This is a genomic window from Deltaproteobacteria bacterium CG11_big_fil_rev_8_21_14_0_20_42_23, from assembly GCA_002796345.1.
GTDB lineage: Bacteria > UBA10199 > UBA10199 > 2-02-FULL-44-16 > 2-02-FULL-44-16 > 1-14-0-20-42-23.
Genome location: PCXC01000062.1, coordinates 14651 through 31453, shown reverse-complemented (window position 1 = coordinate 31453; position 16803 = coordinate 14651). Strand labels below are relative to the sequence as shown.

15 protein-coding genes are annotated in these 16803 nt (G+C 43.0%); 9 read left to right on the top strand and 6 right to left on the bottom strand.

Going from position 1 to position 16803, the window contains the following annotated elements; translation table 11 throughout:
• Positions 1-98: 98 nt before the first annotated feature.
• The 3 genes from COV43_07480 to COV43_07470 are packed head-to-tail and all read right to left on the bottom strand — an operon-like array spanning position 99 to position 5262.
• Positions 99-1274: a hypothetical protein gene (locus tag COV43_07480; protein ID PIR25035.1), complete on the bottom strand. Its 1176-nt coding sequence runs from the start codon at positions 1272-1274 to the stop codon at positions 99-101.
• Positions 1275-1300: 26 nt separating this feature from the next.
• A complete protein-coding gene (locus COV43_07475; protein ID PIR25034.1) occupies positions 1301-3934 on the bottom strand; it encodes a pyruvate, phosphate dikinase in 2634 nt (877 codons plus the stop codon).
• Positions 3935-3963: 29 nt separating this feature from the next.
• Positions 3964-5262 (bottom strand): glycine--tRNA ligase, encoded by a 1299-nt coding sequence (locus COV43_07470; GenBank protein ID PIR25033.1) that lies wholly within the window; start codon positions 5260-5262, stop codon positions 3964-3966.
• A 200-nt stretch (positions 5263-5462) separates the two neighbouring features.
• On the opposite strand from COV43_07470, the gene COV43_07465 reads away from it, so the two are divergent.
• Both COV43_07465 and COV43_07460 read left to right on the top strand, forming a co-directional pair.
• Complete coding sequence (locus COV43_07465; GenBank protein PIR25032.1) at positions 5463-6596, top strand: hypothetical protein; 1134 nt, start codon at positions 5463-5465, stop codon at positions 6594-6596.
• Between the two features lie 47 nt (positions 6597-6643).
• A complete protein-coding gene (locus tag COV43_07460) occupies positions 6644-7450 on the top strand; it encodes a hypothetical protein (GenBank protein PIR25031.1) in 807 nt (268 codons plus the stop codon).
• Between the two features lie 162 nt (positions 7451-7612).
• Here COV43_07460 and rho read toward each other — a convergent pair whose 3' ends face one another.
• Positions 7613-8863: a transcription termination factor Rho gene (rho, locus tag COV43_07455; protein ID PIR25030.1), complete on the bottom strand. Its 1251-nt coding sequence runs from the start codon at positions 8861-8863 to the stop codon at positions 7613-7615.
• Positions 8854-9156, bottom strand: a complete 303-nt coding sequence (locus COV43_07450; GenBank protein ID PIR25029.1) for a hypothetical protein — start codon at positions 9154-9156, stop codon at positions 8854-8856. The genes rho and COV43_07450 overlap by 10 nt, the downstream gene beginning before the upstream one ends.
• An 89-nt stretch (positions 9157-9245) precedes the next feature.
• On the opposite strand from COV43_07450, the gene COV43_07445 reads away from it, so the two are divergent.
• The 7 genes from COV43_07445 to fsa are packed head-to-tail and all read left to right on the top strand — an operon-like array spanning position 9246 to position 14441.
• Entirely contained in the window at positions 9246-10133 is an 888-nt protein-coding gene (locus COV43_07445) for a diaminopimelate epimerase (GenBank protein ID PIR25028.1), read from the top strand.
• A gap of 19 nt (positions 10134-10152) precedes the next feature.
• Positions 10153-11028 (top strand): 4-hydroxy-tetrahydrodipicolinate synthase, encoded by an 876-nt coding sequence (locus COV43_07440; protein PIR25036.1) that lies wholly within the window; start codon positions 10153-10155, stop codon positions 11026-11028.
• Positions 11029-11057: 29 nt separating this feature from the next.
• A complete protein-coding gene (gene dapB, locus COV43_07435; GenBank protein ID PIR25027.1) occupies positions 11058-11792 on the top strand; it encodes a 4-hydroxy-tetrahydrodipicolinate reductase in 735 nt (244 codons plus the stop codon).
• 54 nt (positions 11793-11846) lie between these two features.
• Positions 11847-13022: an ATPase gene (locus tag COV43_07430; GenBank protein ID PIR25026.1), complete on the top strand. Its 1176-nt coding sequence runs from the start codon at positions 11847-11849 to the stop codon at positions 13020-13022.
• Positions 13022-13552: a 2-amino-4-hydroxy-6-hydroxymethyldihydropteridine diphosphokinase gene (folK, locus tag COV43_07425; protein PIR25025.1), complete on the top strand. Its 531-nt coding sequence runs from the start codon at positions 13022-13024 to the stop codon at positions 13550-13552. Before COV43_07430 ends, folK begins: the two co-directional genes overlap by 1 nt.
• Positions 13537-13767 carry a hypothetical protein gene (locus COV43_07420; GenBank protein ID PIR25024.1) on the top strand — a complete coding sequence of 77 codons (231 nt, stop codon included), beginning with the start codon at positions 13537-13539 and terminating at the stop codon, positions 13765-13767. Before folK ends, COV43_07420 begins: the two co-directional genes overlap by 16 nt.
• Before the next feature lie 26 nt (positions 13768-13793).
• Positions 13794-14441 (top strand): fructose-6-phosphate aldolase, encoded by a 648-nt coding sequence (fsa, locus tag COV43_07415; GenBank protein PIR25023.1) that lies wholly within the window; start codon positions 13794-13796, stop codon positions 14439-14441.
• An 81-nt stretch (positions 14442-14522) separates the two neighbouring features.
• On the opposite strand, the gene COV43_07410 is transcribed toward fsa, so the two are convergent.
• On the bottom strand, positions 14523-16607 hold the full coding sequence (locus COV43_07410) for a hypothetical protein (protein PIR25022.1): 2085 nt from the start codon (positions 16605-16607) through the stop codon (positions 14523-14525).
• Positions 16608-16803 lie beyond the last annotated feature (196 nt).

The window sequence follows — 16803 nt, the reverse complement described above, 5'->3', positions numbered from 1 at the left end:
CTTTGCTTATTACTTCTTTCTCAAACCTAAATAGCACACATTTTTTGCCATTATGCCCAGGATGACAGCGAATTGCTCAGAACGACAAAGAGGTATCCCTAAGGATACGTTGCCGTTACTTCGAGTGTGGCAATATCAATAATAGAAATGCTGTTGCCTTCAAGGTTGGAAACGTAGAGGGTTGTAGGAGTGCTGCCGGGGCTGTCGATGCCGAGCGCAAAGGGTTGGTCACCTACAGTGATGGTTTTTGTTACGGTGTTTGTGGAAAGATCGATAACAGAAACTGTATCATCTTCAAGATTGCTCACATACGCAAATCCGTTTGCCACTTCAACTTGCTCCGGGTCGTTGCCAACATTTACACTTGCCAGCAAAAGACTTGCGTCATCTTTATCTAAGACAGTAACGGTTGTGTTATCGGCAAGAGCGGTGAGTGTTGAAGGATCGATGATGGCGAGTCGTGAAACAAACGTTCCACTTTCTACACTTTCATCAGCAACAAGAAGATTTGTTCCATCCGTTGCCATTCCCTTTGGAGTGGACAAGTCTGAAATATAATAATCAACCGGGTTTACAGCGGTATCTGTAATTTCATCTAAATTTACCACCAAAATGCCAGAGTTACGTAATGATAAAAAAGCTTGAGTACCAATCACCACAACATCAATCACATCAACTTCACTTAAGGTAACTCCTGTTGAAAGCGTTACATCGAGGCTGAGTGTTTTGATATCAAGCGGAGACACTGATGTATCAACATATTGCAGCTTTCCGTCTCCAGTAGAGATGAGAAGCGTATTTGCGGGAGTGCAACATGTAAGTGCAAACGGATCAAGCGCTGTTGAAGTTTCGGTAAGCGTTAAAAAATCTGCTGACGCTTCGTCTACATTAATAGTGAGAAGATTGTCCGATGTTACAGAATTGTTGGCACTGTAACGATCAGCTACATACGCCAACAAATTTACAGCATCGAAATAAATTTCGCCGGTAAAACTTTTTGTCTGCGCCGTTCCCACAAGCGTAGGTGCGCTTGGAGTAGTGATGTCTAAAACCTGAAAATTTCCCTGCTCGGGATTGTAGCGCACATGGCTATTTGAATTGGCAACATACAAACGGCGATTTGCACTATCAACCGCAAACGAAGTAGGGCTTGCCATGTTTGTGCCAATGTCTTCAAAAAAATCTGAAGTTGCACAAGATGAAAGCCAAAGAAAACTACACCATAAAACTACGCCGAAAAAAATCGATTTGTGTGCATGCGATTTCAATTTCATTTCAGTTTATAGCCTCTCATCGCAGATTAATGCGTGCTTTGTTTCAAGTTTGCTTGTGCAGCTGCAAGGCGTGCAATAGGAACTCGAAACGGTGAACAGCTTACATAATTCAATCCAAGTTTGTGGCAAAACTCCACTGACTTTGGATCTCCGCCGTGCTCGCCACAAATACCAAAATCAACATTTGGTTTTTTTGCTCTGGCTCTCTCTACTGCAATTTCCATCAAAAGACCAACTCCATTTTCATCAATAGAGATAAATGGATCTTGAGGAAGAATGTGATTGTCTACATATTCTTCAAGAAATTTTCCAGAATCGTCGCGCGAAAAACCAAAGGTAGTTTGCGTAAGATCGTTTGTTCCAAAGCTCATAAAGTCTGCATATTCTACAATTTGCCCAGCAGCAACGCAGGCACGTGGAAGTTCGATCATGGTTCCAATCGTGTAATGAACATCATGGCCTGAAGCCTGAATAACAGCTTGAGCAACTTTTTCACAACGTTCGCGCAAGAATTTAATTTCTTCTGGAAGACTCACAAGTGGAATTTCAATTTCAGGAATAGCTTTTACACCTTCACCTGCAAGCTCGCATGCTGCTTCCATAATAGCGCGCGTTTGCATTTCATAGATCTCGGGGAAAGTGATGCCCAATCTACATCCGCGGTGACCAAGCATGGGATTGAACTCGTGAAGTTCTCCAGCTTTTTTCTTGAGTACATCAACCGAAACTCCAATTTTTTGAGAAAGTTCAACCATTTCATTTTCGGTATGCGGCAAAAATTCGTGAAGTGGTGGATCGAGCAAGCGAACTGTAACGGGATATCCGTCCATAGCTTTGAAGATACCTTTGAAATCTTGGCGTTGCATTGGCTCCAATTTTGCCAGCGCTTTTGCCATGCCTTCACGAGTAGATGAAAGAATCATTTCGCGAACAGAATCAATGCGATCGCCTTCAAAGAACATGTGTTCGGTTCTGCAAAGTCCAATTCCAGTTGCGCCAAATTTTCTGGCCACCTCTGCATCATGCGGTGAATCTGCGTTTGCGCGGACTGCCATTTTGCGATGAGCTTCAACCCACTCCATAAATTCGCCAAACTCACCAGAAAGCTCAGGGTCAATGGTGGCCAAAGCACCAACCATAATTTCACCTTTACTTCCATCTAGTGTAATAAAATCGCCCTCTTTTACTACCGTCTCTCCCACCATAAACTGTTTCGTTTTGTAATCAATGTGAAGAGCACCACAACCTGCAACACAAGTTTTTCCCATACCTCTGGCAACAACGGCCGCATGGGAAGTCATTCCGCCGCGAGAAGTAAGAATACCTTGCACTACCGCCATACCCTTGATGTCATCGGGAGAAGTTTCGATGCGAACCAGAATAACTTTTTCGCCGCGCTCATCCCAAGCTTCTGCATCGGAAGCTGAGAAAACAACTTTTCCTACAGCAGCACCAGGAGAAGCTGGCAAACCTTTACAGAGAACATTTCTGTCAACTTTAGGATCGATACGTGGATGCAAAAGCTGATCTAAACTTGCAGGATCAACACGAAGAATGGCTTCTTTTTGTGAGAGAATTTTTTCTTTTACCATTTCAACGGCAATACGAACAGCTGCTGCGGCTGTTCTTTTTCCATTTCTGGTTTGCAGCATCCACAATTTACCTTGCTGAATGGTAAACTCGATGTCTTGCATGTCTTTGTAATGATGCTCAAGTTTTTGATATGCTTTCACCAGATCGGCATAAGCCTCTGGCATTTCACCTTGTAATTGTGTGATTTCGTTTGGAGTACGAACACCCGCAACAACATCTTCACCTTGCGCGTTGATGAGATACTCGCCATAAAATTTATTTTCACCTGTAGAAGGATCGCGCGTGAAGCAAACGCCCGTGGCAGAGTCATCTCCCATGTTTCCGTATACCATGGCTTGCACGTTTACAGCGGTTCCCCAATTGTGAGGAATGTCATTTAATTTTCTGTAGGCAATGGCACGTTCGGTTTGCCATGAAGTAAACACAGCACTAATTCCACCCCACAGTTGTTCTTTGGGATCTTCTGGAAAATCGCGGCCAATACATTTTTTTACCTCTGCTTTAAATTGTTCCGCCAAAAGTTTGAGATCATCAACGTCTAAGTCGGTATCGAGCTTCACGCCTTTTTTCGTTTTCATCTCCGTAATAATTTCTTCGAAGCTGTGATGTTCAACGCCAAGCACAACATTGCCGTACATCTGAATAAAACGGCGATAGCTGTCATAAGCAAAACGTGGATTATCTGTTTTTTTAATGATGGCTTGAAGCGTTGTTTGATTAAGCCCCAAGTTGAGAACAGTGTCCATCATGCCCGGCATGGAAACACGCGCGCCAGATCTTACTGAAAGCAAAAGTGGATTTTCTGTGTCACCAAATGTTGCATCCATCACTTTTTCAACATTGGCAATGGCAGCTTTTACTTGCTGCTCTAATTCAGGTGGATAGGACTTCCCGTGTTCGTAGTAATATGTACACACCTCAGTTGAGATGGTAAATCCTGCAGGAACAGGTAAACCAATTTGATTCATCTCGGCTAAGTTTGCACCTTTGCCACCGAGTAAATTTTTCATCGTAGCGTCAGCTTCTGCTTTTCCACCACCAAACGTATACACATATTTCTTACTCACACATCCTCCTTGAAGCCAGGCTTCGTCTGTTACTTGCCACTCAATTGTTCCGAGAGATATTTTTCAAGTTGATCACAAGAAATGCGTTCTTGTTTCATACTGTCACGTTCCCGAACGGTCACGGCGTTGTCATTTACACTTTCAAAATCATAAGTAATGCAAAATGGAGTGCCCACTTCATCGTATCTGCGATAACGTTTTCCGATGGAACCAGCCACGTCAAATTCTGCGGTAAATTTTTGTTTAAGCTCATCGTGAACTTTTTTTGCCGGTTCAGATAATTTTGCAGAAAGAGGAAAGACCGCAACTTGAATGGGGGCAATGCTTGGAGCAAACTTCATCACCACTCTTTTTTCGCCATCAACTTCTTCTTCGTGGTATGCGTCTGCAAGAACGGCAAGACACGTTCTGTCTACGCCAACTGAAGTTTCAATAACCCACGGAATATATTTTTCATTTCGTTTGTCATCAAAGTACTGCAAATCTTTTCCAGACACTTCTTGATGCTTGCTTAAATCGTAATTGGTTCTGTTTGCGATGCCTTCCATTTCGGACCAACCAAACGGCATCTCATATTCAACATCAGTGCAACCTCTTGCATAATGTGCCAGCTCATCTTTTTCGTGTTGTCGTAGTCGCAAACGAGCAGCATTAATTCCAAGCTGTTTGAACCAAGCAAATCGCTGGCTTACCCAATATTCATACCACTTTCCGGCTTCTTCTTCGTGGCAGAAAAATTCCATTTCCATTTGTTCAAACTCGCGAGAACGAAAAATGAAATTGCGCGGCGTAATTTCGTTGCGAAAGGCTTTTCCAATTTGAGCGATGCCAAAAGGAACTTTTTGACGTGAAGTCACTTGCACATTTTTGAATTGCGTAAAAATAGACTGACACGTTTCAGGGCGAAGGTAAGCAGTTGATGCAGCATCCACTTGAGCTCCAACCGAAGTTTGGAACATAAGATTGAAAGCTCTCGCTTCCGTAAGTTCACCGCCGCATTCAGGACAAACGGTTCCGGCATCGGCAATGTGATCGGCGCGAAAACGACGTTTACATTTTTGACAGTCCACCATGGGATCGCTAAAACTTTTCACATGGCCCGAAGCAATCCAAGTTTGAGGATGCGCAATAATGGAAGTGTCGATGCCAACCACATTATCGCGGTCACGCACCATAAACTTCCACCACGATTCTTTTACCCTGCGTTTCAGCTCTACGCCAACAGGGCCAAAATCCCAAAATCCGTTGATTCCACCGTAAATTTCACTGTTTTGAAAAATAAAGCCTCTGCGTTTGCAGAGGGAGACCAAGTCATCCATTTCCAGCATAAACACTCCTTAAATGAACAAAAAACTAAGCGCGAGTAACACGCCCCTCAAGACCCGTCAAGGAGGGATCGTTATTAAAAGCAGCAGCGAAACTTGTCTCTGCAATCGTAAGCAGATTCATCACCTCAGCCTTCATTTCTCTTCCCAACTGTGTAAATAAACTCTTGTTTTTCCAAAAGAATCTACTATAGCTCCACTGCATGAAGCTGCAGGACAGAACAATTGTTTTTGCTTTTCTTTTTTTCGTCGCCTTTTCTTTTTCATGCAGCAGTTCAGAGAATAAAAGAAGAAGCGCCGAAGCACCTCAAAACAAAACAGGCTTCCTTTCCCGCCTTTTTCGGCAAGAACCTCCCAGTATTCCCGTAACTGTTGGAAATGTTTCTCTTCAGGAACGTTCCAGCTTACTTCGTTTTTCGGGCACGCTCGAGCCAAGTAAAACAAGCAACATTTCCCTTCCCGCCGATGCTTACGTGGAAAATGTTTTGGTAGACCTCAATACAAACGTTGAAGCTGGCGAAAGAGTTCTTCAACTTTCTGAAGATGAAATTAACATTCAACTTTCACAAGCACGCGCTAAACTCTTGGATGTCCAAGGGAAAAATGAGCGCACGCAATATCTTTTTCAAAATAAAGATGACTTCCTCCTCGATGGAAAACTAGACCAAAGCGACTACGACGATCTCGAAAGCAAACTTTCGCTGTACGAAAAAGAAACCGAAGAACTTCAGCTCAAAATTCAAGCACTTGAAGCACAAACTGAAAACACTTTCATTACCTCCCCTCAATCTGGAATTATAAAATCTATCTCTGCTTCACCCAGATCAAAATATGAAGCTGGAAAAACATTGATTGAAATCGTAAGCATCGATCCCATCCTCGTCAGCTTCCGTCTTCCCGCATACGAGGCCGAAAGCATAAAAATTGGGCAAGAACTCCGCGTAAAAACGAGGGGATTGCCAGGTGAAGCCGTCAGAGGAAAAATTTCCAGCATTGGAACTGAACTTCGCGCAGCCGATAATACCTTCGAAGCAAAAGCCGAAGTGCCAAATACGAACTCCGCCCTCAAAATTGGCGATGAGGCCATGGTTGAGTTGGTGAGCAGCAAGAAAAAACAATTTTTCGCCATCCCCGCCGAGTCCATTCTGAGCATCGGATCACGTCATTATGTTTACACTGTCATCAAGGGAAAAGCACATCAGGTAAGGGTTGTACCGCGAGAGACCTATGGAGATATGACCGAAATTGCGGAAGGACTGCGTGAAGACGATCTCATTATCATCAAAGGTCAAGAACAAGTCAGCGAAGGCACTTCAGTAAATATCTGGGGCCGCTAAAAAGCGCCATTGCACTCTAAAATCATTTCCGATAGTGGCTTAAGATTATGCGGCCACACCACCAACATCGCGCAACAAAAAAACGCTTGGGCATTTTTTCCGTTTTTCTGTTTGTTTTTTTTGGCGCCGTTTCCTTCTCTTTTGCCCAACCCGAAGTAAAAATCGCATCCTTGAAATGGCAGCCGCTTGACGACGGTATTAGATATTCTCTTCATTCTTGGAATGTAAAAAACTTGGGCGTCACCCCTCTTCACCTTTTTGAAATTACCCCGGGCAAAAAAAAATTCCATGTGCTGCGCGATGAACAAAACCATGGAACGGGAAAAACTGCTGAATATTTTGCTCGCAAGCACCATATGTCACTTGTAGTAAATGGGGGCTTTTTTACTCCTGAAGGAAAATCAATTGGGCTTCTCGTCGAAAACGGAAAAATCCTAAACTCTCTTCACCCCACAAGTTGGTGGAGCATTTTTTCGATTCGCGGAGACAAAGCTGAAATTACAAGGCCAGAACACTTTCAATTTGAAAACACTATCAGCTTTGCCCTTCAAGCTGGCCCCAGAATTTTAATCCAGGGAAAAGTGCCACAACTCAAAGATGAGCGAACACATCGCACTGCCATTGGCATCACAAGGGATGGGAAAATTATTTTGGCAATCGCCGAAGGGGTTGGGCTTTATCTCAAAGAGCTTGGAACTTTTCTAGGTCTCTCCGAAAAAGATGGCGGGCCAGCCTGCCTCAACGCTATGAGTTTAGACGGCGGAAGCTCCACGCAAGTTTATGCACAGTTTCCACATCTAAAACTTCAGGTACGTGGCAGAAGCAACATCACAAATGCCGTGGGCATCCAATAGACCTCTTGCATAACCTACTGCGCAACCCAATGGTGACGATGTTGATTGGTTGTCACCCTGAACGAATGTGAAGGGTCTCCTCGTTCAATTGTCAGAGGAGATCCTTCGTTACTCTCAGGATGACAAAAAATGGACTGAATTGCCATTAGAGGTCTAATAAAATTATTGATTCATCGACTTCAAAAATTCGTCATTCGTTTTAGTATGTCTCATTTTGTCTTGAATGAATTCCATCGCGTCAATTTGATTTAATGGCTGAATCATTTTTCGAAGTATCCACACTTTATTCAATTCTTCTTCTGTGAGCAGCAATTCTTCTTTTCGTGTTCCGGATTTATTAATATCCATACACGGGAAGATACGTTTTTCCATGAGTTTGCGGTCGAGGTGGATTTCCATGTTACCAGTACCTTTGAACTCTTCAAAAATCACTTCGTCCATTCTACTTCCGGTATCCACAAGTGCTGTACCCACAATAGTTAAACTTCCACCTTCTTCCAAATTTCTCGCTGCACCAAAAAATCGTTTTGGTTTGTGAAGTGCATTGGCATCCACACCACCCGAAAGAATTTTTCCAGACGGAGGAACTACAGCGTTGTAAGCCCTTGCAAGACGAGTAATAGAATCGAGCAAAATAATCACATCGTTTCCATGCTCAACCATGCGCTTTGCTTTTTCAATCACCATTTCTGCAATCTGCACGTGACGTTGCGCAGGTTCATCGAAGGTAGATGAAATTACCTCAGCTTTTACAGAACGCTGCATGTCCGTTACTTCTTCTGGTCGCTCATCAATCAACAAAACAATCATCATTGCTTTTGGGTGATTTTTTGTGATCGAGTTTGCAAGATTCTGAAGTAACATTGTTTTGCCCGTTCTTGGAGGAGCAACAACAAGAGCCCGCTGACCAAGACCTACCGGAGTAAACAAGTCCATGATACGCGCAGAAAAGTTTTTGGGATCATCCGTTTCAAGACGAAGCCTGGTATTTGCATAAAGTGGCGTTAAGTTATCAAAAAGAATTTTCTTTTTCGCTTTATCTGGAATTTCAAAATTAATTTTTTCCACTTTCAGCAAGGCGAAATAGCGTTCGGTATCTTTTGGAGGTCGAATTTGTCCCGTAACCACATCACCTTTACGCAAGCCAAAGCGCCTAATTTGCGATGGAGAAACATAGATATCATCTGGCCCAGGAAGGTAATTGCTATCGGGAGAACGTAAAAAACCGAAGCCATCGGGAAGTGTCTCTAAAACCCCTTCGCCATAAATAGCTCCGTTTTGAGTAGCATGAGCTTGCAGCATGCCGAAAATCAGTTCTTGCTTGCGAAGATTGGCAGCGTCTTCCACCTTAAGTTCGGTTGCCATTTCAACCAAATCTGCAATTTTCTTCTGCTTTAGTTCACTTAAATGCATAAACGCACTCCTTTGTTTCTCTGAAAACATTTCATTGTGGGATTAAAAAAATATTGTGGTTCATAGGGATAAAGAGGAATTGCTGAAAAAACTTTAAATACTAAGGGCTTAACTCCAGTTTGAAGGATATTGATTGTATGAAGACTGAACTTAAAAACGGGTCTTTTTGAAACTATGCCCGAAGGATACTTGAAAAGAACACCTCTACAACGCCAGCCACTATATCCCAGAATCTCTTGGAAGGACAAGCTTTTTTTCACCTCACCAGGCTTAAAATACCTTCCACAGCGCATTGGAAGACTTGACAAAGAGAAGATGGCTTGATAGAGTCCCGAAAATTTTATTATAAATCAAGTACTTATCCGGTTTAAAGGAGAGCCCCATGGGGACAACAAAAAAAACAAGCGCAAAAAAATTGGCTGCTAAAAAAACAGTCAAAGCAAAGAAAGTTCCCTTTACCAAAATGCACGGTATCGGAAATGATGTCCTCATCATCGACTGCACCAAATCAACTGCTCACGCTACAAACCCAAGCCACCTTGCCAAAAAATTGTGCAATCGCCACACCGGCATCGGAGCTGACCAAATGATTTTGCTCAGCAAATCTCGTAAATACGATTACGCCATGAGAACCTTCAACGCCGATGGCACTGAAGCCGAAATGTGCGGAAACGGCCTTCGTTGCTTGGCAAAATATGTCCGTGAAATGAAATATACCGCGAAGAAAGACATTGTTTTTGAAACAGCAGTTGGCCCAAGAGAAACAAAAGTCAGCAGCAAAACCATTGAAGTTGATATGGGTGAACCCATCATGAAGGGAAAAGACATTCCCGTAAATCTTTCTGGCCGCGTGGTAAATCGCCCTCTCAAAATGGAAGCAAAAGATTTTCGCGTCACCTGTCTTTCGGTTGGAAATCCACACTGTGTTATTTTTCAAGACCATCTTGCCGATTTCAACATAGAACGCTTTGGTCCCATGATTGAAAACCACAATGTGTTTCCAAAAAAAGTAAACGTAAGCTTTGTAAATATCCTCAGCAAAAACGATGCTGAAGTTCGCATATGGGAACGCGGAACGGGCGAAACGCTTGGCTGCGGATCTGCTGCCAGCGCTGTTTGCGTGGCAGGTGTTCTTAATGGATTCACCGATCGAAAAATTAGAATTCAAATGTCTGGTGGAAAACTAGAAGTTGAATGGAGCACCAAAAATAATCACATCTATCTTAAGGGGCCTGCAGAAATTATCTGTAAAGGCGAAGCCCTCGTATAATTTTTTGGAGAACTCTATGATACTTCAAGGATCTATGGTTGCCGTTGTAACTCCTTTTCACAATGGAGCTATCGACGAAAAAAAATTGGAATCACTTATCAACTGGCATATTGAACAAGGCACCGATGCCATGGTTGTTCTTGGCACAACGGGAGAAGCTGCCACTATTTCTCATTCAGAACGCGATCGCATCATTCGTCTTGCGGTCGATGTCTGCAAAGGCAAAATTCCCGTTATTGCGGGAACCGGTTCAAACAACACCCTTCACGCAATTGAACTTGCACAGCATGCAAAAGACGCTGGTGCCGATGCACATCTCTCGGTTTGCCCTTACTACAACAAGCCAACGCAAGAAGGGTTATTTCAACATTATAAAGCTATCGCTGAAAAAGTAGAACTTCCTCTTATTTTGTATAACGTTCCTGGAAGAACTGGCGTAAACATGTCAGCCGAAACAACAATCAGTCTTTCTTCACTTGCAAACATTATGGCCACCAAAGAAGCCTGCGGCGACATCAAACAAATCAAACACATTATTGAGAGCACTCCTGAAAACTTTAGCGTTTTTTCTGGCGACGATCCCATGAACCTGGAAATCTACAAAGATGGAGGAAAAGGTTGCATATCGGTAACCGCAAACCTGCTTCCTGCAAGGGTTTCAGAAGTATGGGATACTTTTGCTGCTGGCGATGTAAAAAAAGCCGAAGAGCTTGATCAAAATCTTTCGCTCATCAACAAAGCTCTTTTTATCGAATCAAATCCTATTCCTGTAAAAACAGCGTTGGCGCAACTTGGAAAATGTAATGAAGAATTTCGCCTTCCCATCACCACCATGAGCCCAGCTCTTAAAAAAGAACTCATTGCCGTAATGGAAAAATATCATTTGCTTCACTAAGAGACATCTTCTCTTTTGAAAGAGGTTTTATGAGCACAAACATCATCGTCATTGGCAGCAAAGGAAGAATGGGCCAACGCATTTGTGCCCTTATTCAAGCAGACCCATTACTCACCTTAAAAGCTGGAGTTGATCAAGGCGATAAACTTGAAGATGTGATTACCGGCGCTGATGCCATCATCGATTTTTCTTCTCGAGAATCAAGTGTTCATAACGCGCAAATTGCGGCAGAGCACGGTGTTCCCATTGTTATTGGCACAACAGGTCTTAGTGAAAATGAAACGGCACTCATTACTGCAGCCAGTAAAAAAGTGGCCATCATTCACGCTCCCAATATGAGTATAGGAGTGAATGTTCTTTTTAATATTGTTGAAAAAGCAGCAAAAGCTTTTGGCATGAACATGCGCATTGACCTTGAAGAAACTCACCACATCCACAAAAAAGACAGCCCAAGCGGAACGGCCGTCCGTGTTTTAGAGCATGCGCTGAAAGGCTCTGGCTTTAAGCCAGATCAAGTAAGTTATGTGGAAGGCCCAGAGGCAAATGTTGCTCAAGACAAACCCGTTAGCTGCAGAGCTCTTCGCGAAGGTGAAGTGATTGGTGACCACGGCGTTACTTTTAGCAACGAACAGGAAAGCCTTACCATTTCTCATCACGCAAAAACTCGCGATATTTTCGCAGCAGGTTCTCTCACAGCTGCAAAATGGATTGTGGGAAAAGCTCCAGGAAAATACAGCATGTTTGATGTGTTGGGCTTGAAGTAGCTGCCAAAAAAAATGCTTTGACCATGACCCAAAAATAATGGTAAAATTTGGTTTATGTTCTCTAGACTCTTTAACCCCTCAAAATCACAGTCTTTTTTTCTCTTTGGAGCACGTGGAACCGGAAAATCTACCCTCCTAGAGCAGCTTTTTTCTCCTGATGAAGTGGTGGTCTTAGACCTCCTCAACTTTGAACTTGCCCAAGAACTCATGAGCTACCCCAACAATCTTCTCCATCGCCTTGATCCTTATAAAGGGAAAAAGCCATGGGTCATTATCGATGAAGTGCAAAAAGTTCCAGCACTCTTAGATCTTGTTCATAAACTCATTCAAAAAAAACAATTCAAATTTGCCCTTACAGGATCAAGTGCCAGGAAACTCAAACGAGGAGCTGCAAATCTCTTGGCCGGCCGAGCTTTTGTTTATCACTTGTTTCCCTTAACCGTCTCTGAACTGCAAAAAAGTTTTTCTCTTTATGACGTCTTAAAGTTTGGTTCCCTACCAGAGATTTTCAGCTTCGAAAATGAACCTGACAAAGCCAGATTTTTAAAAGCCTACACAGAAACATACTTGAAAGAAGAAATTATTACAGAGCAGATTATTCGAAAACTTCCTCCATTTCGTCGATTCCTGGATGTTGCTGCACAAATGAATGCTGAGGTTATTAACTACTCAAACATTGCCAAAGATATTCACTCTGACCCCAAAACTGTAAGTGGATACTACGATATTTTAGAAGACACGCTTCTTGGATTTCGGCTTTTGGCCTATCATACTTCTCTTCGCAAACAGCAGAAAAAAGCTCCTAAATTTTATTTCTTCGACCCTGGTGTTGTACGGGCGTTAGCTGGTCAAGTTGACTATGACCTCTCTCCTCAAAGCTTTGAATACGGACAATTATTTGAAACCTTTATTATAAATGAATTTCATCGACGGTTAACTTACCAAGAGAAGCAATTTAAGCTTTCATACTTGAGAATCAATGATGAGCTTGAGATAGATCTCATTATTGAGCGAGGAAATTTCCCACCTGCACTCATAGAAATCAAATCCGCACAAAGAGTTGATGAAAGACACGCCAAAAGCTTGATAACACTGGGAGCTGACGTTAAAAAAGCAAAACATTACCTCATTTCTAATGATCCAGAGGCAAAGCAGTTTTCTCATGTGCAAGCTTATCACTGGAAAGAAGCTCTTGACCGCATTCTTGAAAAGACAGAGCCCACAACATAATGAAGTTACATACTGCTTATATTGCTCTGGGATCAAACCTGGGAAACCCTTACCAAAACTGCATCACAGCCTCAGAGAAAATTGCAGCTCATAAAAATATAAGCCTCATTTCATCGTCACCTTGGTACAAATCAAAAGCCCTCACGTTGGATGAAATTGCCCAAGCAGATTATTGCAATGGTGTGCTTTCCGTACAAACAAGACTTGGGCCAACAGAACTTCTTCGGGAATTACGTGAAATTGAAAAAGAAATGGGACGCTTAGAAAAACAAAAAAAGTGGGCTTCACGTATTATCGATCTCGACATCATTCTTTTTGATGATCTTATTTTCAAAACAGATGAACTTGAAATACCTCATCCCGAAATGCACAAGAGACTTTTTGTATTGGAACCACTGTGCAAACTAGCTCCAGATGCGCGTCACCCGGTCTTCGGAAAAACTTGCCAACATCTGCTAAATGATTATAGTGCGGCCAATCCACATGAAAACTTAGTTTGCTGGAGTGAACACACATGTCATTTCTGTTAAAATTACTTCTCTTCTATTTGCTGTATCGTTTTATTAAAGGCTTGCTTTCGCTGGGAGATAAAAAAACAAAGCCAACGGCAAAAGCTGAACAAAAGACTGTTTCCTCTCCACGAGAAATGGTGCAGTGCGCAAAATGTGAAGTGTATCTTTTAAAAAATGACACAAAAGAACAAAACGGAAAATATTATTGCAACCCTCGCTGCGGAAGTAATTAAACCAGCAGCATGTGAAAGGAAAAAACATGAAGTTTTTTATTGATAGTGCAGACATCAACGAAATTAAAGAAGCAAATGAAATGGGACTGCTTGACGGTGTCACCACCAATCCTTCATTGGTCGCAAAAACCGGAAAAGATTTTAAAACAGTCATCAAAGAAATTTTTTCAGAACTCCCGGAAAAGCCTATCAGCCTTGAAGTTACCGCACTCGATGCAAAAGGCATGATTGAAGAAGGCTTAAAACTTGCCGATGTGGGACCAAACGCAGTGATTAAAATTCCTTCCACCGTTGAAGGATTAAAAGCCTGTAAGTTTTTCTCTGACAAAGGCATAAAAACCAATGTCACGCTTTGCTTTTCACCAAACCAAGCCCTTCTCATTGCAAAAGCTGGAGCAAGTTATGTAAGCCCTTTCGTGGGAAGACTTGACGACATCACCACGCCAGGCATGGATCTTATTGCTGACATTGTTCAGATTTATAACAATTATGATTTTGAAACTGAAGTGTTAGTGGCGAGTGTGAGAAGCCCCATTCACGTTCACGAGGCAGCCCTTATGGGAGCTGACGTTGCCACGATTCCCTTTTCAGTGATCAAACAACTGATGAATCATCCCCTTACTACCAGTGGACTTGAAAAATTTTTGCAAGACTGGAAAACAGTTCCACAGTAAATACAATTCAAAAACAAAAAAACAGGAAGGCCGCTACTCACCATTGAGCGCGGCCTTCCTTCTTTGAGGGAAACAAGATCCTTATTTTAGCAAGTTGAGAATTTCTCTTTCACTTGGTGTATCATCTGTCTCTTCATCACTGCTTTCTTCTTCAGTGTTTTCCTTTTCGGCATCAACTGTTCTGAACAAATTACGAACTGCCGCAGCCTCTGCTTCTATTCCAGCCTTTTCATCTTGCGCTGCAGCTTCAGCTACAAGCTGAAAGGCTCTTCGCGCTGCCTCTTCCTCTTCTTGTGCTTTTTCTTCTTCGGCAGAGAGTGCTCTGTCAGTTTCGAGAAAACTGTGCGTGGCATCATCAAGCTCTTGATCACGTTGTTCTCTTGCATTTGCTTCTGCAGCTGCATCAACTTCGTGAAAAGCATTAAGAGCAGCTTGACGTTCTTGCTCTGCAAGTTCTTCAGGGCTTAAGACAGGAGATCCAGCTATTTCAATATTAAGAGGAACACCGATTGATGGAACTTCCCCAACTTCGCCTGCGTTTTCAGCATTACGTTGAAGCTGCAGACTTGGTTCTTCACTTCCACTTGACGGAAGTGTAACACTTCCAGATGAGCTAAGGCCTGGAAGACTTGTTGAGCCTAGATTTCCCACGCTTGGCTGCAAACTGGTTTGCAAGTTTGTATTTGCCCCAATTGCATTTCCTAATGCCGAGCTATCAGAAAGATGCGTCAACGTATTTTCAGCTTCTGGACTAAGCTCAACTTGTGAAACCGAAACGGTGCGATCATCAGAATCTGCAGCTTGCAGATTTCCATTCACCACATTTCCTCCACCAACAGATCCAAAGGCATCTTCGTGAGTGTACGTTCCATTGCTTTCTGTGTTCGCAACTGAACCATTTGTAATGGTGTACAAAGGAGTAGAATTTATTCCTGATACATCAACACTGTTCTCTATACTTCCATTTGTTCCATTTGATTCTAATGGACCACCATAAACAATATGTGACGGAGTATAGTCAACCGAAGGTGAGCTGACAGCTGATCCGCTTCCCACATTGCTTAAATCGATATTGCCATTTGAAGGGGCAACAATTTCCACTGGTTCTTCTGCTGGAGCAGGCACCACAATTCCAGCGCCATTGCTGGGAGCAACAACTTCTCCAGGCTCCACTGCAGGAGCTGGCACAACAATACCATTCCCATTACTTGGAGCCACTACTTCAGGAGCAAGTTCCTCTGAAGGTGGCGTCAAATCGATGTTTCCGTTTGAAGGGAAATTTTGGCCTGCATTATTTTCAGCTTCACTTTCAATCTGTGCATCTGGAACGACATGATATTTTTTTAACAAGCCCATAATGAAGCTGATTCTCGTTGCACGCAGCGAAGTAGATTCCAGCTTCACTTCAATCTCTTTGGCGCAGTCTTCAGAAGTGTGAAGATGCTGAAGCAAATTTGCCGCATCTTCAAAACTCACATGACTTCTGGAAAACGTTCTATCGGAAAAATCCGAACTGGCATCGAAGCCAAGCTCTCTTCCGCAGGTGATGGTATGGAGATAACGAACGTAAGGCGAAGGCAATCCCCAACTTGTGTTTGCTCCCAAAGCTGGGCCGTCGTAAAGATCGTCACGTGAAAGCACTTTGTACATCGAAAACCCATCGGCAACGCCTGGCTTACTCAGCACAGTTCTGGCCAACATTGAAATCATGCTGTCCATCCTCGCGGGCTGGGAAGCATCAGGACAAGAACTTGGATACACTTGATCAGTATAGGTTTTCAAAATACCGTTTTTGTAGAGATTGTTGACACACGTTGCAAATTCCCAATCAAAACCTGCAAGGCTAGCCTCATCAGCCGGCGGCTGGCAAGATGCGTCGGGAAGAACTTCCATCGTCATACTTGAAGCTCGACACATAGCTTTAATTGCTTCACCAAGAGTGAGTTCTCGCTCGGCATCTACAAAAGCGCAGTCGTCGGAATCCATTTCAGGCTCAAGAAGACCTGCTTCCAAACTGCTCATAATCTCTTTTGCATGCTGATTGCTACTGGGGATAACATCGGGACATAAACTGTGCGCAGCCTGCACTGGCTGAGTAAAAACCATGAGCAGTAAAACGATGATGACAGCAAGTACTTCTTTCTGGCGGAAAAAATTGCTTCGCATAGGACCTCCATAGTTCCCAGTGTTAGCGTTTTTCCCCCAACCCTTTGCTTCTTACGAGAGGCTAATAAGGGCAAGGCACGTGCCAAGAGAATGATGCAAAAAAAGAGGTGGAGTTTCAAGGCATTGCAAAAAATGAACGGTAAAATGGAGGCTGTTTCTCTCGTTTTGACAGAACAAAAAAAGAAAGAGTGTCAAA